General features: G+C 61.9%; 17 protein-coding genes. 6 read left to right on the plus strand and 11 right to left on the minus strand.

From position 1 onward, the window contains the following. Window positions 1–4: 4 nt before the first annotated feature. Genes LIY36_RS19785 through rfbB form a run of 6 tightly spaced genes read right to left on the minus strand, consistent with a single transcriptional unit; the run spans window position 5 to window position 6597 of the window. Entirely contained in the window at window positions 5–1381 is a 1377-nt protein-coding gene (locus LIY36_RS19785; RefSeq protein ID WP_192298449.1) for a sigma-54-dependent transcriptional regulator, read from the minus strand. After that, window positions 1378–3186, minus strand: a complete 1809-nt coding sequence (locus LIY36_RS19790; RefSeq protein WP_192298448.1) for a sensor histidine kinase — start codon at window positions 3184–3186, stop codon at window positions 1378–1380. The genes LIY36_RS19785 and LIY36_RS19790 overlap by 4 nt, the downstream gene beginning before the upstream one ends. A 36-nt stretch (window positions 3187–3222) precedes the next feature. Next, a complete protein-coding gene (gene rfbD / locus LIY36_RS19795) occupies window positions 3223–4104 on the minus strand; it encodes a dTDP-4-dehydrorhamnose reductase (protein ID WP_226456744.1) in 882 nt (293 codons plus the stop codon). Then, entirely contained in the window at window positions 4101–4646 is a 546-nt protein-coding gene (rfbC, locus tag LIY36_RS19800) for a dTDP-4-dehydrorhamnose 3,5-epimerase (RefSeq protein WP_226456745.1), read from the minus strand. The genes rfbD and rfbC overlap by 4 nt, the downstream gene beginning before the upstream one ends. After that, window positions 4643–5518, minus strand: a complete 876-nt coding sequence (rfbA, locus tag LIY36_RS19805) for a glucose-1-phosphate thymidylyltransferase RfbA (protein ID WP_226456746.1) — start codon at window positions 5516–5518, stop codon at window positions 4643–4645. Before rfbA ends, rfbC begins: the two co-directional genes overlap by 4 nt. Beyond that, complete coding sequence (gene rfbB, locus LIY36_RS19810; protein WP_226456747.1) at window positions 5515–6597, minus strand: dTDP-glucose 4,6-dehydratase; 1083 nt, start codon at window positions 6595–6597, stop codon at window positions 5515–5517. The genes rfbA and rfbB overlap by 4 nt, the downstream gene beginning before the upstream one ends. A gap of 151 nt (window positions 6598–6748) precedes the next feature. On the opposite strand from rfbB, the gene LIY36_RS19815 reads away from it, so the two are divergent. The 3 genes from LIY36_RS19815 (at window position 6749) to LIY36_RS19825 (ending at window position 11324) form a co-directional block, all read left to right on the plus strand. Next, window positions 6749–9649: an aminotransferase gene (locus tag LIY36_RS19815; RefSeq protein WP_226456748.1), complete on the plus strand. Its 2901-nt coding sequence runs from the start codon at window positions 6749–6751 to the stop codon at window positions 9647–9649. 121 nt (window positions 9650–9770) lie between these two features. Then, the gene (gene aguA / locus LIY36_RS19820; RefSeq protein ID WP_192298442.1) at window positions 9771–10877 is read left to right on the plus strand and encodes an agmatine deiminase; all 1107 of its coding nucleotides are present in this window, start codon (window positions 9771–9773) and stop codon (window positions 10875–10877) included. Between the two features lie 234 nt (window positions 10878–11111). Further along, entirely contained in the window at window positions 11112–11324 is a 213-nt protein-coding gene (locus LIY36_RS19825) for a hypothetical protein (RefSeq protein WP_192298441.1), read from the plus strand. 130 nt (window positions 11325–11454) lie between these two features. Here the strand turns inward: LIY36_RS19825 and LIY36_RS19830 are convergent, their stop codons facing one another. Then, entirely contained in the window at window positions 11455–13530 is a 2076-nt protein-coding gene (locus LIY36_RS19830) for a TonB-dependent receptor (protein WP_226456749.1), read from the minus strand. 410 nt (window positions 13531–13940) lie between these two features. Between LIY36_RS19830 and LIY36_RS19835 the strand changes: the two genes are divergently transcribed. Beyond that, a complete protein-coding gene (locus tag LIY36_RS19835; RefSeq protein ID WP_192298439.1) occupies window positions 13941–15236 on the plus strand; it encodes an OprD family porin in 1296 nt (431 codons plus the stop codon). Window positions 15237–15309: 73 nt separating this feature from the next. Here LIY36_RS19835 and LIY36_RS19840 read toward each other — a convergent pair whose 3' ends face one another. From LIY36_RS19840 to LIY36_RS19855, 4 genes are all read right to left on the minus strand, one after another. Then, window positions 15310–17439 carry a M48 family metallopeptidase gene (locus tag LIY36_RS19840; protein WP_226456751.1) on the minus strand — a complete coding sequence of 710 codons (2130 nt, stop codon included), beginning with the start codon at window positions 17437–17439 and terminating at the stop codon, window positions 15310–15312. A 128-nt stretch (window positions 17440–17567) separates the two neighbouring features. Beyond that, a complete protein-coding gene (locus LIY36_RS19845) occupies window positions 17568–19997 on the minus strand; it encodes a TonB-dependent siderophore receptor (RefSeq protein WP_226456753.1) in 2430 nt (809 codons plus the stop codon). Window positions 19998–20097: 100 nt separating this feature from the next. After that, entirely contained in the window at window positions 20098–21045 is a 948-nt protein-coding gene (locus LIY36_RS19850) for a FecR domain-containing protein (RefSeq protein WP_226456755.1), read from the minus strand. Further along, a complete protein-coding gene (locus tag LIY36_RS19855) occupies window positions 21045–21545 on the minus strand; it encodes a sigma-70 family RNA polymerase sigma factor (RefSeq protein ID WP_226456757.1) in 501 nt (166 codons plus the stop codon). Before LIY36_RS19855 ends, LIY36_RS19850 begins: the two co-directional genes overlap by 1 nt. 203 nt (window positions 21546–21748) lie before the next feature. Here LIY36_RS19855 and LIY36_RS19860 point away from each other — a divergent pair, with 203 nt between their 5' ends. Both LIY36_RS19860 and LIY36_RS19865 read left to right on the plus strand, forming a co-directional pair. Continuing rightward, window positions 21749–21991, plus strand: coding sequence for a CopG family ribbon-helix-helix protein (locus LIY36_RS19860; RefSeq protein WP_226456759.1), 243 nt, complete (start codon window positions 21749–21751; stop codon window positions 21989–21991). Continuing rightward, window positions 21981–22265, plus strand: a complete 285-nt coding sequence (locus LIY36_RS19865) for a type II toxin-antitoxin system RelE/ParE family toxin (RefSeq protein WP_226456760.1) — start codon at window positions 21981–21983, stop codon at window positions 22263–22265. The genes LIY36_RS19860 and LIY36_RS19865 overlap by 11 nt, the downstream gene beginning before the upstream one ends. Window positions 22266–22649 lie beyond the last annotated feature (384 nt).

Below are 22649 nucleotides of genomic sequence, written 5' to 3' on the forward strand. Positions count from 1 at the left end.
TGGGTCATTCGTCGTCGCCGCTTTGGTTGGCGAAGTTCAGGCCGTGCTTGCGCAGTTTGTCGTGCAGGGTCTTGCGCGGCACGCCGAGGGCTTCGGCGAGGCTGCGCATGGAACCGTGGGGGCGCGTCAGTTCGGCGGCGATCAGGCTTTTTTCAAACTGTTCGACCTGCTCGCTCAAGCCGCCCGGGGTGGAGGTCAGTACGCTGGCGAACGGGTTGTCGGGCGTGGCGTCCAGGGCCAGCTCAAGCCCCAGGGCGAAGCGTTCGGCGGCGTTCTGCAGTTCGCGCACGTTGCCTGGCCAGTTGTGGCGCAACAGCAGGGCGCGCTGGCCTGGTTGCAGTTCGTGCAGGGGCAGGCCATGGCGGCTGCTGGCTTCGTCGGCGAAGTGCTGGAACAGCATCAACGCATCTTCGCCGCGCTCGCGCAGTGGCGGAATGCGTAGCGAGGCGACGTTGAGGCGGTAATACAAGTCGGCGCGGAAACGGCCCTGGTCGGCGGACTGGCGCAGGTCTTCCTTGGTGGCGGCGATGATGCGGATGTCCAGCGGGATCAACTGATTGCCGCCCAGGCGTTCCACCACGCGTTCTTGCAGCAGGCGCAGCAACTTGACCTGTACGTCCAGGCTCATGCTCTCGATTTCATCGAGGAACAGCGTGCCGCCGTTGGCGAATTCGAACTTGCCGATGCGGCGCTTCTGCGCGCCGGTGAACGCGCCCGGCTCGTGGCCGAACAGCTCGCTTTCCACCACCGATTCGGCCAGGGCACCGGCGTTGATCGCCACGAACGGCCCGCTGCGGCGGCTCGACAAATCGTGCAGTGCACGGGCCACCACCTCTTTGCCGGCACCGGTTTCGCCCAGGATCAGCACATCGGCCTTGGTCGCCGCCAGGGCACCGATCTGCTCGCGCAGGCGCAGCATCTGGGGCGAGTGGCCGACCAGTCGGGTACTCAATTGCTGGCGATCGCTGAGGGCCAGGCGCAGGCTGCGGTTGTCCAGTACCAGGCGGCGCAGGGCCAGGGCGCGGCGCACGCTGTCGAGCAGGGCGTCGCTGGCGAAGGGTTTTTCGAGGAAGTCATAGGCCCCGGCACGCATGGCCTGCACCGCCAGCGGCACATCGCCGTGGCCGGTGATCAGCAGCACTGGCAGGTCCGGGTCCTGGCCGTGCAGTTCGGTGAGCAGCTCCAGGCCGTCCATGCCAGGCATGCGGATGTCGCTGACCACCACCCCTGGCCAATCCCGCGACAGGCGTGCGGTGAGGCCGTTGGCTTCGCCCAGGGGCAGGACTTTCAGCCCGGCCAGGTCCAGGGTCTGGCACAGGGCCTGGCGCAGGTGTGGATCGTCGTCGATCAACACCACCTGAATGCCGTTCTCGATACTCATACACTGCGGTCCTCGGACGGTTGCAGACTGACGCCCGGCGAGCCGGCACGCAATTTCAAGGTTAACAACGCGCCGCCTTCCTTGTGGTTGGCGAACAGCAACTCGCCACCAAACGCCCGCATCAGGGTGTCACAGATCGCCAGGCCGAGCCCCAGGCCCTGGGTGCGCGTCTTGGTGGTGTAGAACGGCTCGCTGGCGCGGCCCAGGGCTTCCATGCAAAAGCCCGGGCCGTTGTCGCGGATGTACAGGTTGACGCCCTGTTCGGTGGTTTCGGCACTCAGCCAGAGCTTGCGCGGCGGGCCTTTTTCGGTGAGGGCGTCGAGCGCGTTGGCCAGCAGGTTGCCGAGCACCTGGCGCAGCCGGGTTTCGCCGGCTTCTACCCACAACGTCGCTTCCGGCAAATCGCGGATCAGCTCGACTTCCATCGAGCGGCGTCGCTTGGCCAGCAACGCCAGTGCATCGTCCAGCGCCGGTTGCAGGCCGACGCTCTCCGGCGCATGCCGGTCGCGACGGGCGAAGGCGCGCAGGTGGGCGATGATCGAGGCCATGCGCCCGGTCAGTTCGCTGATCAGCTTGAGGTTGCCGCGGGCGTCGTCGGTGCGCTGGTGGTCGAGCAGGATCTCGGCGTTTTCCGCATAGCTGCGAATCGCTGCCAAGGGCTGGTTGAGCTCGTGGCTGATGCTCGCCGACATGGTGCCCAGCGCTGACAGTTTGCCGGCCTGCACCAGGTCATCCTGGGCACGCACCAATTCCTGCTGCGCGTGTTCGCGCTCCAGCACTTCCTGTTTCAGGCGCCGGTTGAGGCCTTCCAGATCGCTGGTGCGCTCGATCACGCGGGCTTCCAGCTCGCGACGCGCCTTGGCTTCAAAGGCGATGCGCTCCAGGTAGTGGCGACGGCGCTGCATCATCAGGCCGAGCAACAGCATCAGCACCAGCAACGTCGCGCCGCCGACGGCGACCACGGTGCGCACCGGGCGGTTGATCAGGGATTGTGGCGCGAGGATCTCCACGTTCCAGCCGGTTTCGGCAATGGCCGTGGATTGGCGCAGCCACGCGGTGGAGCTGAGGGTCAGTGGCTGCGGGTCGCGGGTCGGGTAGGGCTGGATGGCGGTGATTGCCTGGCGCTCTTCGGCGGTCAGCGGGCGGGTGGCGCGGAAGCGCCATTGCGGGCGTGAGGTGAGGATCACCACGCCGTTGTGGTCGGTCACCAGCAGTTGTTCCGGGGTCTTGCCCCAGAGGCTTTCGGTGTGGTCCAGGTCGACCTTGACCACCAGCACGCCGATGATGTTTTCGCCATCGCGCACGGCGGCGGCGAAGAAGTAGCCGCGCTTGGCCGAGGTGGTGCCCAGGCCGAAGAAACGCCCCAGGCGCCCGGCCATGGCTTCGCTGAAATAGGGACGGAACGAGAAATTGCGCCCGACGAAGCTGTCCTGTTTATCCCAGTTCGACGCGGCGAGGGTCTTGCCGTGGGTGTCCATCAGGTACATCACTTCCACCCCGGCCTGGGCGGCGACGTCCTTGAGCAGCTGGTTGGCATTGGCCAGGTTGGTGCTGACCTGGGGCGCCGCCAATGCGGTGCGCAGGGCCGGCAGGTCGCCGAGGATCTGCGGCAGTACTTCGAAGCGGTGCAGGGTGCCGAGCAGGTTGGCGACGTACAGGTCGAGGGTCTGGCGGTTCTGCCCGGCCAGTTCGCTGCGGTAGTAGCGCTCGGCCAGGTGCTCCAGCGGCCACAGCAGCGGTGCCAGGCACAACGCCAACAGGGCGAGGCTGCGCCAGCGGGGTCTTCGCGGGAGAGGTGGAGTCATGGGAGTCGGGCGCCTGTGAGTACAGGCGCATTATGCCTAGTGCTGCTGTGCAAGACACTCGCGCAATGCGTCTTGCCACTGCGGCTGGCTGACCTGCCATTGCTGTTGCAGGCGGCGGCAATCGAGGCGCGAGTTCAACGGGCGCTGCGCGGGCGTCGGGTAGGCGCTGGAGGGGATCGCTTCCAGCTCGGCACAGGCTTTGCCCTCGGCGCGCAAATGTTCGCCAATCGCTTGGGCGAAGCCGAACCACGAGGTTTCGCCCTGGGCCGTCAGGTGATAGACGCCCCATTGCCCCGCATCACCGGCCTGCCAGCGCTCGATCAAGGCGCGGGTGCTGCTGGCAATGCTGCCGGCCCAGGTGGGTGCGCCGATCTGGTCGGCGACAATGCGCATCTGCGGCTTCTCCTGCAGCAGGCGTTGCATGGTCAGCAGGAAGTTCTTGCCATGGTTGGAGTACACCCAACTGGTACGCAGGATCAGGTATTCGCCACCCACCGCCGCAATCGCCTGCTCGCCGGCCAGCTTGCTCTGGCCGTAGACACCGAGCGGGTTCGGCGTGTCGGCTTCGGTGTAGGGCGCCGGTTTGCGGCCGTCGAACACGTAGTCGGTGGAGTAGTGGATCAACGGGATGCCCAGGGCCTTGGCCTCTTCGGCGAGGATGCCGGAGGCGCTGGCGTTGATCGCGAACGCGACGTCCGGTTCGCTTTCGGCCAGGTCGACGGCGGTGTGGGCGGCGGCGTTGATGATCAGGTCGGGACGCTGGGCGCGCACCTGCTGACGGATTTGCTCGGGGTTGGCCAGGTCGAGTCTGTCGCGGCCCAGCACAATCAGTTCGCCGAGGCCCAGGAGCTGCTGTTGCAGGGCCTGGGAGACTTGGCCGTGTTGGCCGGTGATGAGGATTTTCAGAGGGCTGGTCATGGGAACAGGTCGGCTTCTTTCAGGCTTTTGCCATTCTGGTCCTTGGCGGACAGGGTCGGGGTTGCGGTCAACTGCCAATCGATATTGAGGTCTGGATCGTCCCAGCGGATGCAGCGCTCTGCCGACGGTGTGTAGTAATCCGTTGTCTTGTACAGGAACTCCGCGTGCTCACTGAGCACCACAAAACCGTGGGCAAATCCCGGTGGAATCCACAGTTGGCGATTATTGTCGGCAGATAGCCGTACGCTGGCCCATTGGCCGAAATGAGGCGAGCTGCGGCGAATGTCCACGGCCACGTCCAGCACTTCACCGGCCGTCACGCGGACCAGTTTTCCCTGGGCGTGCTCGACTTGGTAGTGCAGGCCGCGCAATACGCCTTTTTGCGAGCGAGAGTGGTTGTCCTGCACGAAATGCTGTTGCAGCCCGGTGGCCTGGGCAAACGCCCGGGCATTGAAACTCTCATAGAAAAAACCGCGTTCATCGCCAAAAACCTTTGGCTCGATGATCAATACACCGGGCAACTCAGTGGCGGTTACATTCATAGGTTTTCCCCGGCAAGAGAGTAGAGGTATTGGCCATAGCCGGTCTTGCCGAAGTATTTGGCACGCGCCAGCAAGTGATCCCGGTTGATCCAGCTATTCTCGTAGGCGATTTCTTCCAGGCAGGCCACCTTCAGGCCCTGGCGATGTTCGATGGTCTGCACGTAGGTGGAGGCTTCGAGCAGGCTGTCATGGGTGCCGGTATCGAGCCAGGCAAAGCCACGACCGAAACGCTCTACGTGCAGGTCGCCACGCTTGAGGTAGGCGTTGTTGACGTCGGTAATCTCCAACTCGCCACGGGGCGAAGGCTTGACGGCCTTGGCGATGCTGATTACGTCGTTGTCGTAGAAGTACAGGCCGGTCACGGCATACGATGATTTGGGCTTGGCCGGTTTTTCCTCGATGGACAGGGCGCGACCGTCTTTGTCGAAGTCGATGACACCGAAGCGCTCCGGGTCCTTGACCCAGTAGCCGAAGACGGTGGCACCCGAAGGGCGCTGCGCGGCGGCACGCAACTGGTCGCCGAAGTGTTGGCCGTGGAAGATGTTGTCGCCCAGGATCAGGCAGACCGGGTCATCACCGATGAACTCCTCGCCGATGATGAAGGCCTGGGCCAGGCCGTCCGGCGACGGCTGCTCGGCATAGCTGAAGCGCACGCCGAACTGGCTGCCATCGCCGAGCAGGTTGCGGTACTGCGGCAAATCCACCGGCGTGGAGATCACCAGGATTTCCTTGATCCCCGCCAGCATCAGCACCGAGATCGGGTAGTAGATCATCGGCTTGTCATACACCGGCAGCAGTTGCTTGGAGACACCCAGGGTGATGGGGTGAAGGCGGGTGCCGGAGCCGCCGGCCAATACGATTCCCTTCATCATGCGATCAGATCCTTTAGATTGGTGTTGCCGAGTCGTTCACCTTGATAGCTGCCGTCCTGGACCCTGCGGCACCATTCCAGGTTATCGAGATACCACTGTACGGTTTTGCGCAGGCCGGTTTCGAAGGTTTCTTCGGGGGTCCAGCCCAATTCGCGTTCGATCTTGCCGGCATCGATCGCGTAGCGCTGATCGTGGCCTGGACGATCCTTGACGAAGGTGATCAGGTCGGTGAATTTTTCGACACCCGCCGGGCGTTGAGGCGCCAGTTCTTCCAGCAGGCCACAGATACCGCGTACCACGTCGATGTTCTTTTGCTCGTTATGCCCGCCGATGTTGTAGGTCTCGCCCACCGCACCTTCAGTCACGACCTTGAGCAGCGCACGGGCGTGATCTTCGACGAACAGCCAGTCGCGCACCTGCAAACCATCGCCATAGACCGGCAGCGGCTTGCCCGCAAGGGCGTTGAGGATCACCAGCGGGATGAGCTTTTCGGGAAAGTGGAAGGGGCCGTAGTTGTTCGAGCAGTTGGTCAGCAATACCGGCAGGCCATAGGTGCGCTGCCAGGCGCGGACCAGGTGGTCGGACGCTGCCTTGCTCGCGGAGTAAGGCGAGCTGGGGGCGTAGGGCGTGGTTTCGGTGAACAGATCGTCCACGCCGTGCAGGTCGCCGTACACTTCGTCGGTGGAAATGTGGTGGAAACGGAACGCACTGCGGGCCGGCTCGGTCAGCGTCTGCCAGTAGGCGCGGGTGGCCTCCAGCAGGCTGTAGGTGCCGACGATATTGGTCTGGATAAAGTCCGATGGGCCGTCAATCGAACGGTCGACATGGGACTCGGCAGCTAGGTGCATGATTGCCTGTGGCTCGAAACGTGCGAGCACGGCGCTGACTGTGGCTTGGTCAATGATGTCGGCCTGGACGAACTCATAGCGGCTGTTGGTGGCAATACTGGTCAGTGATTCCAGATTGCCAGCGTACGTCAGCTTGTCCAGGTTGAGCACTTCGTGCTCGGTGTGTTGAATCAGGTGGCGGATCAGGGCGGAGCCAATAAAACCCGCTCCGCCGGTGATGAGAATGCGCATGTCGGAGGGCCTTTTTCTAAGACGGGTGTTTTGCGAATGGAGCATAGCTTGAGTTGTGGAGCCGGGCGGCGCAAGCACGGTATGCGCAGGGGGTTGCCTAAACCCCCCGAACAGTGGCGAGATACACGTCTAAAAAATAGAGGATGCCCCCATGCTGCTCGCCACGTTGATTCACCGCGCCAGTCTACCCTGCCCGCAAGTGGGCCTCGACCAGGCGGCACAATTACTTGAGCAGCATTACGGGCTAACTGGCACCTTGCAATCACTGGGCAGCCAACAAGACCTCAATTACAAGGTCGACAGCGCCCGTGGCCGGTTCGTTCTGAAAATCTGCCGGGGCGACTACGCCGCTGTGGAGTTGCAGGCCCAGCATGCCGCACTCAACAGCCTGCACGCCGTACGCGTACCACAGGTGATAAAGGCGCTCAATGGCGAAGAGTTGCTGACCATCACCCACGCCGGGCAAACCCTGCACCTGCGCGTGCTGGACTACATCGATGGCCAGCCGCTGACCCATCTGCCGCACCTGGGCCGCGAGGTGATCGCAGGCTTCGGCGACCTGTGCGGGCGCATGAGCCTGGCCCTGGCGCCGTTCGGGCACCCGGGCCTGGACCGCACGCTGCAATGGGACCCGCGCCACGCGCCTGAGTTGATCACGCACTTGTTGGCAACCCTGGAAAACCTGCCGTACCGCGCCGAACTGGAGCGGGTCGCCGAGCAGGTCGAGGCGCATATCCGGCCGCTGGCGGAGCACCTGCCGTGGCAGGCCGTGCACATGGACATCACCGACGACAATGTGGTCTGGCAGCGTGACGCCCAGCGGCATTGGCGGGTTGAGGGCGTGATTGATTTCGGTGATCTGGTGCACACCTGGCGCATTGCCGACCTGTCGGTGACCTGCGCGGCGCTGCTGCATCACGCCGAGGGCGACCCCTTTGCGATCTTGCCGGCAGTGCAGGCGTTTCATGCGGTTACGCCGCTGCGCCGTGAAGAGTTGCAGGCGCTATGGCCGCTGATCGTGGCGCGGGCGGCGGTGCTGGTACTGAGCAGTGAGCAGCAACAGCGGCTGGACCCGGATAACGCTTACCTGCTGAAGAACGCTGAACATGAGTGGGAAATTTTCCACGTGGCAACGTCGGTGCCGTTCGCGTTGATGGACGCGGCGATCTTGCGCAGCGTCGGCGAGAACCTGCTGCCGTTTGCCAGCCAGGATTTCGCGCCGTTGTTGCCGGAGCTGGTGGGGCGTGAGTTTGCGTTGATCGACCTGGGCGTGCTCAGCCCGCATTTCGAGGCGGGCAATTGGGAGCAGCCCGGTATTGATCGCCGGCTGCTGGACGAAGCGGCGGCGGTGCATGGGTTGGCGGCCAGCCGCTACGGCCAATATCGGCTTTCGCGCACCAACCCGGACAGTGCCGCGGAGCCTGAGACATTCGCGCTGCATGTTGAGCTGCATCTGCCCCACGGCACGCTGTTGGAAGCGCCTTTCGCCGGGACGCTGCATCACGACGCCGACGGTCTTGTGAGTGTGCAGGGCGTCGAGTTGAGCCTGCGGTTGTGGGGGCTGACAACCGGGTTGAAACCGGGGGCGCTGCTGGTTGAGGGCCAGGTGCTCGGCGAGGTGCATGCGCCGTTGATCGTGCAACTGTGCCGGGCGGACGTTACGCCACCGCTGTTCTGCACGCCGTCGCGCGCCATGGCCTGGCAGGCCCTGTGCCCGTCGCCAGCGGCGTTGCTGGGGCTGGCCTGTGATGCCGAACCCGAGCTGGACCCCAAGGTATTGCTGGCCCGACGCGACGCCAGTTTCGCCCGTTCGCAAAAACACTATTACGTCGACCCGCCGCGTATCGAACGCGGCTGGCGCAACCACCTGATCGACATGCAGGGCCGCTCCTACCTGGACATGCTCAACAACGTCGCAGTCCTCGGCCACGGCCACCCGCGCATGGCGGCGGTGGCGGCGCGGCAGTGGTCGCTGCTCAATACCAACTCGCGCTTCCATTACGCGGCGATTGCCGAATTTTCCGAGCGCTTGCTGGCGCTGGCGCCCAAGGGGATGGACCGGGTGTTCCTGGTCAACAGCGGCACCGAGGCCAATGATTTGGCGATCCGCCTGGCCTGGGCCTACAGCGGCGGGCGCGACATGCTCAGCGTGCTGGAGGCGTATCACGGCTGGTCGGTGGCGGCGGATGCGGTGTCCACCTCGATTGCCGACAACCCCCAGGCGCTGAGCAGCCGCCCGGATTGGGTGCATCCGGTGACTGCGCCGAACACCTATCGAGGCGAGTTTCGCGGCCCGGACAGTGCGCCGGACTACGTACGAAGTGTGGAGCACAACCTGGCGAAAATCGCCGCTAATCAGCGCCAGCTGGCGGGTTTCATCTGCGAGCCGGTGTACGGCAATGCCGGTGGCATCTCGTTGCCCGCGGGGTATTTGCAGCAAGTGTATGGGCTGGTCCGCGCCCAGGGTGGCGTATGCATCGCCGACGAGGTGCAGGTGGGTTACGGGCGCATGGGCCGCTTCTTCTGGGGCTTTGAAGAGCAGGGCGTGGTGCCGGACATCATCACCATGGCCAAGGGCATGGGTAACGGCCAGCCGCTGGGCGCGGTGATCACCCGGCGGGAGATTGCCGAGGCGCTGGAGGCCGAGGGGTATTTCTTCTCGTCGTCGGGGGGCAGCCCGGTGAGTTGCCGGATCGGCATGGCGGTGCTGGATGTGATGGAGGAAGAAAAGCTGTGGGAAAACGCCCAGGTGGTTGGCGGGCATTTCAAGGCACGCCTGGAGGAATTGATCGAGCGGCATCCACTGGTCGGGGCGGTTCACGGTTCCGGCTTTTACCTGGGGCTGGAGCTGGTTCGCGACCGTCAGACTCTGGAGCCGGCCACCGAAGAAACCACGTTGCTGTGTGATCGCCTGCGCGAGCTGGGGATTTTCATGCAGCCAACCGGCGACTATCTGAACATCCTCAAGATCAAACCGCCGATGGTCACGTCCAGGCGCAGCGTGGATTTTTTTGTCGACATGCTGTCGAAGGTGCTCGATGAGCAACTGTAGTTAATCGATTGTTATCGGTTATTTCTTGTCATATTTATTGGCTAGCATCATTGCTTGCTTTTAAAGCCGATTTTTATCCGTTATAAAGTCGGCCTTTGCCCCATTCGGAGTCCTGATCGCCATGACCACCCTGCACAGCACACCTCGCGCCGATGGCTTCTACATGCCTGCCGAATGGGCGCCACAGACCCAGACCTGGATGATCTGGCCCGAGCGCCCGGACAACTGGCGCCTGGGCGGCAAGCCGGCGCAAGCGGCGCATGTGGCGGTGGCCAAGGCCATTGCGCGTTTTGAACCGGTGACGGTGGCGGTGTCCGCCGGCCAGTACGAAAACGCCCGTGCACGCCTGGATGTGCCGAATATCCGTGTGGTGGAAATGTCCAGCGACGACGCCTGGGTGCGTGACACCGGGCCGACCTTCGTGATCAACGACAGCGGCGAAGTGCGCGGTGTGAACTGGGACTTCAACGCCTGGGGCGGCTTTGATGGTGGCCTGTACGCGCCGTGGAACCGCGATTCGCAAGTGGGCGGCAAGATCCTCGAGATTGAACGCGCGCCGCGCTACCGCACCGAGGGTTTTGTGTTGGAAGGCGGTTCGATTCACGTCGACGGCGAAGGCACGTTGATCACCACCGAAGAGTGCCTGCTCAACCGCAATCGCAACCCACATCTGGATCGCACGGCAATCGAAGCGGTGCTCAGCGCCAACCTGGCTGTGGATAAGATCATCTGGTTGCCGGATGGCCTGTTCAACGATGAAACCGACGGCCATGTGGATAACTTCTGCTGCTACGTGCGCCCGGGCGAAGTGCTGCTGGCCTGGACCGACGACCCGCAAGACCCCAACTACGCGCGCTGCCACGCCGCCCTGGACGTGCTGCAAAGCAGCACCGACGCCAAGGGCCGCCCGTTCACAGTGCACAAAATGCCGATCCCGGGGCCGTTGTACGCCACCGAGGAAGAGTGCGCCGGTGTCGACCCGGTGGACGGTTCGCAGGAACGTAATCCGAGCGTGCGCCTGGCCGGTTCCTACGTGAACTTCCTGATCGTCAACGGCGGCATCATCGCGCCAAGTTTCGACGACCCACTGGACGGCCAGGCCAGGGTCATCCTGCAGAACCTGTTCCCACAGCATGAAGTGGTGATGGTGCCGGGCCGCGAACTGTTACTGGGCGGCGGGAATATTCATTGCCTTACCCAACAGCAGCCGGCTCCACAGAAAAACTGAGTGCAGTTGTAACAGCAGCGTGACGGTGACTGGCGCCCCAACGCGGCCATCACCCACAGCAAGCCCGCGGCCCAGCAAGGCCGCGGGCTTTTTTGTGTGCGCCTGGCGATAAAACGCCGACATTGGCATAGCTCTTGTATCGCTGTTGCGACAGTGATCCAGGTTTATGGCTGTGCAGTTCTGTCATAAACCTTGAGTAAGTTGGCCGCTCACGCAGTAGGAGAGAGCGCTGAAATGAGTCCTCAAATCAACCTGATGTACACGCGCACGTTTCACCCTATGCGGGTTGACGGCGACGCGATCCAAGCACTGGGGCTCTGGTTGAAGGAAAACGGCTCACGGAAGAGCAGGCTGCCGGATTTGCGCAGCATGATGAGCCAACGGTATCCGGTGGGGCTGTTCAGTGAAGATGAAGTGCACGCGTTGTGTGATTTGCTGAAAAATTAAAAGAACACTGCATTCAAAAAAATGTGGGAGCGGGCTTGCTCGCGAATACGGTGAATCAGTCAATACATCTGGTGACTGGCACTCCGTATTCGCGAGCAAGCCCGCTCCCACATTGGGATGGTGTTCTGTCTTAGAAGCTGTAGGTGCCGGTTACGACCAGGCTACGCGGCTCCCCCGGCTGGATCTGCGCCACACTCGTCGCCGAGGCGTAGTAGGTCTTGTCGGCGATGTTGTTCAGCGCCGCACGCACATCCCATTCCTTCTGACGGAACCCGGCCAGCGCATCCCAGCGGCCATATCCCGGTAGGACCACGGTGTTCAAGCTGTCGGCATAACGATCGCCCACCAGGGTCAAGCCGGTTTCCGCGTACCAGCCCATTTCCGGTTTCCAGGTGATGAACAGGCTGCCATTGCGCTTGGCCACGTCGCTGACCCGCTTGCCTTCGAAGCCGTTGTTGTCCTTCACGACCGTGGCGTCCTGCAGGCCGATACCACCGCGCACGTACCAGTTGCCGACGATCTTGCCGCTGGCGGTCAGTTCCACGCCGCGCGAGCGTTGCAGGCCGCTGAGCAGGGTGATGGAGCGGTCCTGCGGGTCGGCGGTGCGGCGGTTGTAGAGTTCCAGTTCGTATACCGCCAGGGTGGTGCTCAGGCGGTCGTCGAACCAGTCGCTTTTGACGCCGATTTCTTTTTGCTTGGTCAGCTCGGGGCTCAGGTCGTTGACGCTGCCTGCGGCATTCGGGGTGATGCCGATCACGCCGCCGCCCGCTGGCGAGAAGGTCTTGCTCCACGAGGCGTAGAACGAGTGGTTTTCCAGCGGCGTCCAGACCAGGCCGAAACGCGGGCTGGTGCTGTGGCTTTCGACAGCTTGCTGGCGGTTGAGCAGCTTGTTCTTGGAGTCCACTTCAAACCGGTCGTAGCGCAGGCCGGCGAGCACTTGCCATTGATCGTTCAGGCGCAGTTGGTCCTGCACGTAGACGGCGCGGCTTTCGACTTCGGTGTGGGCGTTGCTCCACACGTTCATTCGCCCGGTGTGGCGCTGGTTGCGATTGGGCTGGTTGAGGTCGAGGCTCGGCACGGTGCGACTGACCGCCGCGGTGTACAGCTTCGGGTCCCGGCGCTGGTTGCCCAGTTCAAGGCCTGTCAGCAAGCGGTGTTCCAGGCCGTAGGTGCTGAAGCCACCTTCCAGTTCGACGTTGTTGAAGACGTTGCGGGTGGTCAGGTCCTGCTGCCAGCGCTGGCGCGTGACGCTGTTGGTCGCCGGAACGTAGGCGGTTTGATAGGTGTTGTCGAAATCGCTGTCGAGCTTGAACACGCCCAGGGTCTGGCGCAGCTGCCAGTTGTCGTTGAGTTCATAGCTCAGCTTGGAGCGCAGCGACTGGGACTTGTCGTCGATGTAGTCGCGGTTGTCACCGTAGGTGGTGCCGCGGCTCACATCGGCCGGGCGGCCGTTGACGCCGGGAATGCCGCGATCCGGTGTGCGGTTGTAGCGGCTGTATTCGTATTGCACCAGCCAGTTCAGGTCCGGCGTGAGCTGCCAGCTCATGGACGGCGCAAACAGTTGGCGGTTGCCACTGACACCGTCGCGAAAACTGTTGTTGTCCTGGTTGCCCATGTTCAGGCGCAGGCTGATGTTATCGCTGGGGTCGGTGCTCAGGTCGGCATACAGACTGCGCAGGTCGTTGCTGCCGCCCTGGGCTTCGATGCTGGACTTGTGCCCGGCGATCGGCAGCTTGCTCACACGGTTGACGATCCCTCCCTGACCGCCTCGCCCGTAGAGTACGGCCGCCGGGCCCTTGAGCACTTCGATGCGCTCGATGTTGTGCAGGTCGCGTACATATTGGCTGTCGTCGCGAATGCCATCGAGGTAGAAATCGTTGCTCGCGTCGAAACCGCGAATGCGCAGGCTGTCGAAGCGTGTGTCGGCGCCGCTGCTGACGTTGGGGATACCGCTCAAGGCCTGGCCCAGGTCGTTGGTGCCGTAGGAACGCAGGCTTTCAGTCTTTACCGAGTCGATGGCTTGGGGCACATACCGCACCGGGGTGGCAGTGCGTGTGGCGGTGCTGGTTTGCTTGATGCGCGGGTCGTCTTCATCCGCTTCGGCGCTGATCGAGGTGGCAGGCAAGGTGGTGGTGGCACAGGCAAAACCGGCAGACAGCAAGACGGAAAGCCCAAGGGTGATGGGCGACAGGCGTGGGGCAGGCATGGGGGAAATGTATCCGGATTATTGGGGAGGAAAACTGCGCGTTAATGGTAATGCTTTGCATTTGCGCGCGTTATCCAATACCAAATGTATCGGCTTTGAAATATGTTACGAAATGTGTGTTTTTCGTCGTTGGAAGGGTTTTTTGGTCGTTTTCAGAAAGGCTGTAGGCCTTTGCTTAGAATTTTTTCGCTTAAATACAGACGATTCGCGAAATTGACACATAGTTCCGGGCGCGACTAGGATTGCGTCCAACGCCTGTGGCTAACAGCCATGACTCCTCTAATAAAAAAAGGCCCGCGGCAGACTCGTCGTCCGCGGGCCTTCTTTTTCCCGGGAAAAGTCGACGCCAGAAAGCAATACGGAGCCTGGTGTCATAGCGCGTACTCAACCAGTAATAAGGAATATAAGAAATGTTGAAGCAACGGATGAGTCTGATCGCTCTGGGGATTTTGAGCGCATCGACAGCAATGGCTAACGATCAAGCGGAATCGAAGGGTTTCGTTGAAGACAGCCACCTGAACATCGCTGCACGTAACGCGTACATCAGCCGTGATTACAAAGACCACAACCAGGACAAAGCGGAATGGGGCCAAGGCTTCATCGGCAAGTTCGAGTCCGGTTTCACCCAAGGCACCGTCGGTGTGGGTGTGGACGTGCTGGGCCAATACGCTATCCGTCTGGACGGTGGTAAAGGTCGCAGCGGCGGTGGCGGTATCGACTTCTTCAAGCAAGGCGACAGCGGCTCGGCCGCCAATGACCTGGCCAAAGGCGGCGCAGCGGTCAAGGCACGTATCTCCAACACCGTGTTGAAATACGGTCAGCAGCTGCCGAACGTACCGGTCCTGGCCTACGACAGTGGCCGTCTGTTGGCGGAAACCTACGAGGGCACCTCGATTGTTTCCAAGGAAATCGCCGGTCTGCAACTGGACGCTGGTCACTTCACCAAGCAAGGTCGCAAGAGCGCCGAAGGCAGCGACAGCGGTCACCTGAAGAGCATCGACTACGTCGGCGGTAGCTACAAGTTCACCGAAAGCCTGTCGGCCGCGCTGTACGCTTCCGATATGCAGGACGTGCTGAAGAAGCAATACGTCAACGTCAACTACGTGCTGGCCCTGCCAGAAAAGCAATCGTTGACCTTTGACTTCAACGGCTACAAAACCAAGCTGGACAAAGATTTCGCCCAGCTGACCCAAGGCGACCAAGACGCCCGCGACAACAAAATCTGGAGCCTGGCCGCCACTTGGGCTGTTGGCGCACACAGCTTCACCCTCGCTCATCAGCGCAGCACCGGCGACACCGGCTACCTGTACAGCGGCTACCACCAGGACAACAAGAACAGCGGCATCGGCGACGGTGGCAACACCATCCTGCTGGCCAACTCCTACTGGTCTGACTTCAACGGCAAGGACGAGCGTTCCTGGCAGGTTGGCTACGGCCTGGACTTCAGCGCCTACGGCGTGCCTGGCCTGAGCTACAACGTGGCGTACGTGCGCGGCACCAACATCGACGACGGTTCCAACCGCGGCAATGGCACCGAGCGGGAGATCTTCAACCAGTTCAAATACGTGGTTCAGAGCGGCCCGGCCAAAGACCTGAGCCTGCGCGCTCGCGCCTCGTGGCTGCGCGTTTCGAACAACGCCAGCAACTACAACATTGGCGGTAACGAACTGCGTCTGTTCGCTGACTACCCGATCAACGTTTTCTAAGTGATCGTGTGTAGCGCCTGATTCAAGGCGATAAAAAACCCCGACTGGTTCGGGGTTTTTTTATGCCGCCGGATCAGTCCTCGCGCTGTTGCAAGATCCTGCGCGCCAGTGCCGCGTTTTTGTAGTTGAGCATCATCGACAGCCCTTCATAGGGTTCGATCTTCTTATTGTCGACACACAGCTGCGCCATGTGCAGCAGCACCTGGCGCTTCTTCCTGTTGACCCGTGCGCCGGGTACGCCGAACGCGGTTTTGCGCGTTGCCGGCAGCGGCGCTTCGGGTGTGAGCTGCACGGTTACCCAGATGCCCTGGACGAACTGCAAGCTGACCTCGTCGATATGCTCGATCGGCAGCAGTTGCGCGAGGTTGTTGAACACAAAATGTTCCGGCGTCAGGCGCAACGCAGTCTGGGGTGCACGCTTGAAGCGGCGGATGCCCAGCCACAGCAGGGCCAGCCCGATCAGACTGAGGCACGCACCTGCGCCAAGCGCCGACAGCGGCGTGCCCTTCAAGCGTTCCGGGGCGAGCCAGGGACGGCTGATGGCGAACAACCCGGCGAGTACAAAAGGTGTCGACGCCAGCGCCATCAGCGCGCCGCGCCAGCGACCGCCTTCATGGAAGGTCCGTTCGCCCTCGACCGAGTCCACCATGGTTTCCAGCAACTGCATATGTGCCAACTCTTCAGACACCATCACGGCGGTCAGGTCGCGGGACAGGGCTTCACGCAGGGCCTGCGGCGCGCTGAAGCACGCGTCGATCTGTGTGTTGGCTGCCCCTGCATCCACGGCACGTGTGGCGCTGCGCACGCTGTCATCGACGGTCACTTGCAATGCCTGCAGGCGCTCGCCATTGGACGGGTGGGTATCGGTGGGGTGCGGCTGCTGGCTCTCCAATGCCTCGGGTGGCAGTTGCAACTCCATGACTTGCAGCGCCATGAGGACGGCGTTTGGCAGATCGCGTTCAGCGGCGTTTGCGCCCTTGTCCATCAAGGTATCGTCCAGCGCCACGTGCAACACCGACACCCGCAACAACGCCGATGCCATGGCGGCACTGCCCACCAGCCGCGCGCCGGCGGCGTCGGCAAGCAACTCGCGCTCGCGGCGCCAATGGTTTACGGCGTGGTCGAAACGCTCCATGAAAAACACGCCAAGCATGAACGACGGGCGCATCAGGCGACCCTGGAGCGGATCGCTGGCCAGTATCGTGTCAGCCAATGCGCCAAGGCTGCGGCTGACCCCATCGTAGATCGGCAAAAAACGCAGGCTGTACTCGGTGTCTTCACCGGCAAAGTGCGCCAGTTCGTGCCCGATCACCGCGCCGATTTCTTCACGGTCCAGCAGCCCCAGGTACAGCAGCGGGACATGCAGGGTGCGGCCGTGCAAGAGGGTTTCGGCGGGCATCACCAGGGCTGCGCTGGAGGTCACGTAAAAGTCCTGGGTCAGGCTCGCCACGATATGCTCCGGTGGCAATGCACCCAACCTGGCGGCCAACTCATCGACATGGCGCCACAACCCCGGCGCCTGCTCGGGCGTCACGCGCTGGCCAAACATCTCCAGCGGCGTGGGCTCGAACATCGCCAGCATCGGGCGCAATTGCTTGAGCAGCAGCCAGATCGAATACAGGCACAACGCCGCGACCATTCCCAGCATGCCCATCAGCTTCATTACGCCGCTGCCGAGCTTGCCCACATGCCACAGCGCCAGCCCCTCGAAGACCAGCACCAGCGCTACCGTCGCGGCCATTGCCACCACATGACTCACCAACACGTAGGGCAACAGGCGGCTGCCCAGGCTGAACACGCGCAGCAACTGTTCGCGGGACTGCTGCGCGCGGCGCCCGGCCCAATGCGTACCAGCGAGTGCGGCCAGGCCGATCAACGTCGCGAGCAGCCCGAGGCCGATCACCCAGGGGGCCAGTGCGCGCAAGACGCGGTTGATGCGGTGGGCGGTGGGAAACTCGGCTTCGACCTTCTCCAGACGCGCGAGGGCGGCCTGGACGGTGATCATGCCTTCCGGCGGCGCGACATCGGCCTCGGGTTGCCTGGCCGCCACGGCTTGCAGGGTTTGTTTGTAGAGGTCGGTACTGATGTGCTGGTCGATCATCGCCGTTGTGGCGCGGTCAGCCCGCTGCAACTCCCAGCCGCCGAGGGCGGCCAGCAGCAGCGGGAAAATGACCAGCAGAAAGATGAGTTTCAGGGCGTTCATGGGAGTCCGTTCGCGACGCGTTAAATTTGGGTTATACCGAAAAACGCGCGGGCGGGAGGCCAAAATTTGCCGTGATGTGATGCAAAACGCCTCGGCTGATCAGCGGCCGAGGCGTTCAGGTGCCGCGATCAGAAATTCCAGCGGGTGCTGAGCATCACGTTGCGCGGGTCGCCGTAGTAGGCCGAGTTATAGAAGCCGATGTTGGTGTAGTAGGTCTTGTCGAACACGTTGTTGACGTTGAGCGTCGCCGAGACGTTGTCGGTGATCTGGTAGCGGGCCATCAGGTCCACCAGCCACAGCGGGTCCTGAGAGAAATTGTCCTGGGTGCCGGTGGTGTAGTTGTTGGTCAACAGCTTCCAGCCCGTGCCTTGCCAGCGCACGCCGCTGCCCAGGGTGAGTTTGTCCAGCGCGCCGGTCAGCTTGTAGCTGGTGTAGAGGTTGAACTGGTCTTCCGGCTCCCAGGTGGACAGCTTCTCACCCTGTTTGTCGCGCATGACTTTGTGGGTGTACCCCGCCTGCAATTGCCAGCCGGGTGCCAGCTCGCCGGAGATTTCCGCTTCGTAGCCCTTGGTCTTGGATTCCACGCCTTTATAAGCGCCGTCCAGCCCGGGAATGGTGCCGGCGACGTAGCTGTCGTCGGTGACCGCACGGTTGTCCTCGTGGATTTCAAAGTAGGCGAGGCTGGCGTTCAGGCGGCCGTCGAAGAATGCGCCCTTGAGCCCGATCTCGTAGTTCTGGCCTTCATCCGGCTCGACCGGTTTGTTATTGAGGTCGCGGTATTCGCGTTGCGGCAGGTAGATCTCGGTGTAGCTGGCGTATGCCGACAGGTTGTCGTTGAGGTCGTAGGTGAGACCGGCGTAGGGCACGACCTTGCCGGTGTCCTTGACCTGGCTGGTGCCGGTGACTTCGAAGTTGTTGACCCGGGTGCCGAGCATCAGGTGCATGGCGTCCGTGACGTTGAAGCGGGCGGTGACGTAACCGGCGCTCTGGCGGGTGGTTTCGTCGTTGTAATTAGTCATCGGGCCACGGCCGGGTTCTTCGGCGTCGCCATCCCAGGGGAAATAGTCGTGGCTGTTGCCGTTGGCGTAGACGGCGGCGGTGTAGTCTTTGCCGGTCCAGCGCGAGCGCGACACCGAGGTGCCGACCACCAGTTCATGTTCGCGGCCAAACAGGCTGAACGGGCCGGTGGCGTACAGATCGCCGGTGTCGCTGGTGGTTTCACCGTAGTAGGCGCGGGTCAGCAGCTTGGCTTTGCCGGTGGTTGCGTTCGGACTCAGCAGGGCGGACAGCGGTGCGTCGTAGCCGTTGATCTGGTGGTTGTATTGGGCCTTGCCTACCCAGCCGTTGGCGAATTCGTGTTCGAGTGTGGCGAAGCCGGTTCGGGTGTACTGCGCCCACTCGCTGAACTTGGCGCCGTTGTTGAATGAACGCGGCGTGTTGATGCGGTTGCCCGCCGAATCGTACAGCGCGGCCGAGCCGGACCAGCTGGAGCCCTGCGGGTTGCTGTCCTGGTAGTCGGCGCCGACGGTCAGTAGCGTGTCGGGCGACAGGTCGAACTCCAGGATGCCGTAGTACACGGCGGTCTGGCGCTGGTAATGGTCGAGGAACGAGTGTTTGTCCTGATAGGCCGCGACCGCACGTCCACGGACGTTGCCCGACTCGGTCAGCGGGCCGCTGACATCGACTTCCGAGCGATAGTTGTCCCAGGTGCCTGCGCCCAGGTCGATATAGCCTTTGAATTCGGAGGTAGGTTTCTTGCGCACCATATTGATCGTGCCACCCAGGCCACCAGCGCCGGTGAGCAGGCCGGTGGCGCCCTTGAGAATCTCGACGCGGTCGTAGATCACCGTATCGGTGAGGGTGTGGCCGGAGGAGTACTGCGCATCCTGCAGGATCGGAATGCCGTCGTACTGAAAGTTGCGGATGGCAAAGCCACGGGAGTAGTAGGACGTGCGTTCACTGTCGTAAGCCGCGACCGTGATGCCTGGTGTGTGGCGCATCACGTCGTCGAGGGACTTGAGATTGAAGTCATCCATGGCCTGGCGGGTCACCACGGAGATCGACTGTGGCGTCTCCCTTGGCGTGAGCACCAATTTGGTTGCGGTGGCGATGGTGCCCGGGGTGTAGGAGCCGCTGCCTTCGGTCACGGTGCCGAGCTGGTTGGTGGTGACTTCGGTGGCGCGCAGTTGCAGGGTGGTTTCACTGGTGTTCGCGACTAGCACATATCCGCCGTTGCTCTGGCGTTGCGCGGTCAGCCCGCTGTTGGCCAGCAAGCGTGCGAGACCCTCTTCTACGGTGAACGAACCTTTGAGCCCTGCGCTGGTGAGGTTGCGCGTCTGTTGGGTATCGAACGAAATCGTCACCCCCGCTTGCACGCCAAATTGGCTCAGGGCGTTGCCCAGCGAGCCCGGCGCAATCTCGTATGTGGCTTGGCTTTGGGCGTGTGCGGCAGTCGATTTCAGCGCCAGTGCGGGAAGGCTGGCAAGGGTCAAGCCAAAGAGCGCCAGGCGCACGGCACGGGCCATTGCCGTCTTGGCGGTAAGCGGAAGCGGGAGCATTCGATTGTCCTTGCGTAGTCTTGGCAGAGAGCCGCTGTGTGCGCGGCTTGTGTCATTGACGGATGAGAATCGAAATCAGCAAGGCTGCTCGCCGCTTTATTTACAGCGCTTCGACGTTGACCCAGTAGCGCGTCAGGTACGTCACTTTCACGGGTAGGGATTTGCCGAGGTTTTGTAGGACTGTGTCGGTATCATCAATCCGAAAGGCGCCAGAAATACTGAGGTTCTTTACCTCAGGCGCACAGCGCAAAACGCCGGGACGGTAGCGGTTCAACTGCGTGATGAAATCCCCCAGGCGCCAGTCGTCCACGCTCAGCATGCCCTGGACCCACGCGGTCGAGCCCTGCGGCAAGGGGCGAGGGCGGCCGATGGCGTTGTGGTCGAAGCTGACCTGCTGGTTTGCTTCCAGCTTCAGCGGTTGCGCGTGACTACTGTGCGGAAGGACTTCGACAGCGGCCTGCAAGACGCCGACTTGACTGTGATCGCCCCACTGGCGAACGCTGAACTGCGTACCAAGGGCGCGCACGTTGCCATCGCGGGTGCTCACACTGAACGGGCGCTGCGCCGGGTCCTTGGCGGTTTGCACGAAGATTTCGCCCTGGTACAGCGTGATCAGGCGTTGATGGGCGTCGAACTGAATATCCAGCGCCGTATCGACATTCATCTCTAACCGCGTGCCATCGTCCAGCTGCAGCGAGCGCCGCTCACCGGCCCCGGTGCGCTGGCTGGCGAGCATCGAGCGATACGGCACCTGCTCCACCGCCAGCCATGAACCGGCGCCGACTGCCATCAGCATGCCGAGGATCTTCAACACGTCACGCCGCTGCTGTTGCGCCGCCCCCAACCCGGAAAGCGCCGCCCGCTGCGGCATGCGTGACCACTGCTGTTGCAGGGCCTCCACCCGTGCCCACGCCGCCGCATGTTGCGGGCTGGCGTGCAACCACGACTGCCAGGCGAGGGTGCGGGCTTCGTCCGGCGCGCCGTCATTCAATTGCACGTACCAGGTGGCGGCGGCTTCCAGCGTCTTCAGATCCAGCGGCGTAGCCATCAGGGTTCGACCAGCAACAGGCATTGGGTCATGGCACGAATCAAATGATTCTTCACCGTCGTCACCGATACCCCGAACCGCTCGGCGACCGCGACATAACTCAACCCTTCCAGCTGCACCGCAAGGAAAATGTTGCGTGTACGCGGGCCCAACTCGTCGAGCAAACTGTCGACCGCCAACAACATCTCAATGATCGACAATCGCACCTCGGGCGACACGGCCACCGGTTCCGGTTGTTGCGCCAACGCAAACAGATACGCCTGCTCGATCGCCCGCCGGCGGGACTTATCGATCAATAACGAGCGCGCAATCGCACTCAGATAGCCCCGCGGCTCACGGATCGGCTCCGCGTTGCGGGCCGTCATGACGCGTATGAAGGTGTCCTGCGCCAAGTCAGACGCATCCGCCGCATTGCCCAGACGCACGCGCAACCAGCCTTTGAGCCAACTGTTGTGTTCGCTGTAGAGCTGATGAAGTGCGGAGTGATCGAGGGGTGACATGGGTGGGCCATTGTGGGGTAAATGGTAATGGCTCTCATTATTGTGATGGTGGAGTGTTTAGGCAAGGGGCTTGGAGGGAGTGGCATTTGTCCAGAAGCAACAAAACGAAAGACATCCCGAAGTATCCGGCGACGACCTGCTAATTTTGAAAAGTATTGAAGGTGTAAGATGCCCAGTAAACGCTCACCATCATCGAGGCTGCCATGACCGGGATTTCCCTGAACCTGCCGGAAGACCTTTCGAACTCGCTTTCCGATCTGGCCAAGACGAATGGCCAAACTGTTAGCTATCTGGCAATGGACGTGCTTCGCGACTACATCGAGCATGAGCGGACGCTCACAGCGCAGATACAACTGGCAGTAGAGGAGGCGGATCAAGGGAAATTCGCCACCGACGATCAGGTTGCAGCGATGCGCGCACGACGTTGGAGCAGGAATGCGGGTTGAGTGGCTTGAAAAAGCCCTCAAAAACCTGGAAGACGAAGCGAGTTACATAGCCCTTGAAAATCCCAAGGCTGCTGACGACTTCTCCGACGCGATCTTCGCCAGCGTAGACAATCTGGCTCAATTCCCAACGATGGGCCGTGAAGGTCGAGTGAAGAACACCTGGGAATGGGCGGTGCCCAATTGGTCTTACCTCACTCCCTACCGAGTGCGCAGTGATAGTCTTCAGATCCTTGGGGTATTTCACACACGGCAACGACCTCGTACCAAGTGGTGACGGGTGGTGAGCCAAAGTGTGCGTATGCCCGGGCATATTCCTAGAAACAACAAAGCTCCTGCATTTCTGCAGGGGCTCTTGTTTTATAGAGTGCGGCACCAGGAGTCGAAGCCTGTAATAACTATCTGATTTTTATAGATTTTTTATAACTTGTACTTCAGTCTATCTCTAAAACTATCCTTTGGCAGTCGCCTGATGTTTGACATGCGCGGCATAAGACGAACTTTGAACATATGGCCGATATATGACAGCGTACCCTTCTTAAATAACCGGACGGTTGCGGGGGCAGCAGGCTGCCCCACGCTGAGCTTGGCGTAGGAAACTATCGGTCAAAACTGCCTTGGATCGTGGTCTCATACCAAGCAAAATCTAATAACAACACTA

The sequence above is a fragment of the Pseudomonas sp. AF03-9 genome (assembly GCF_020515815.1).
Classification (GTDB): domain Bacteria; phylum Pseudomonadota; class Gammaproteobacteria; order Pseudomonadales; family Pseudomonadaceae; genus Aquipseudomonas.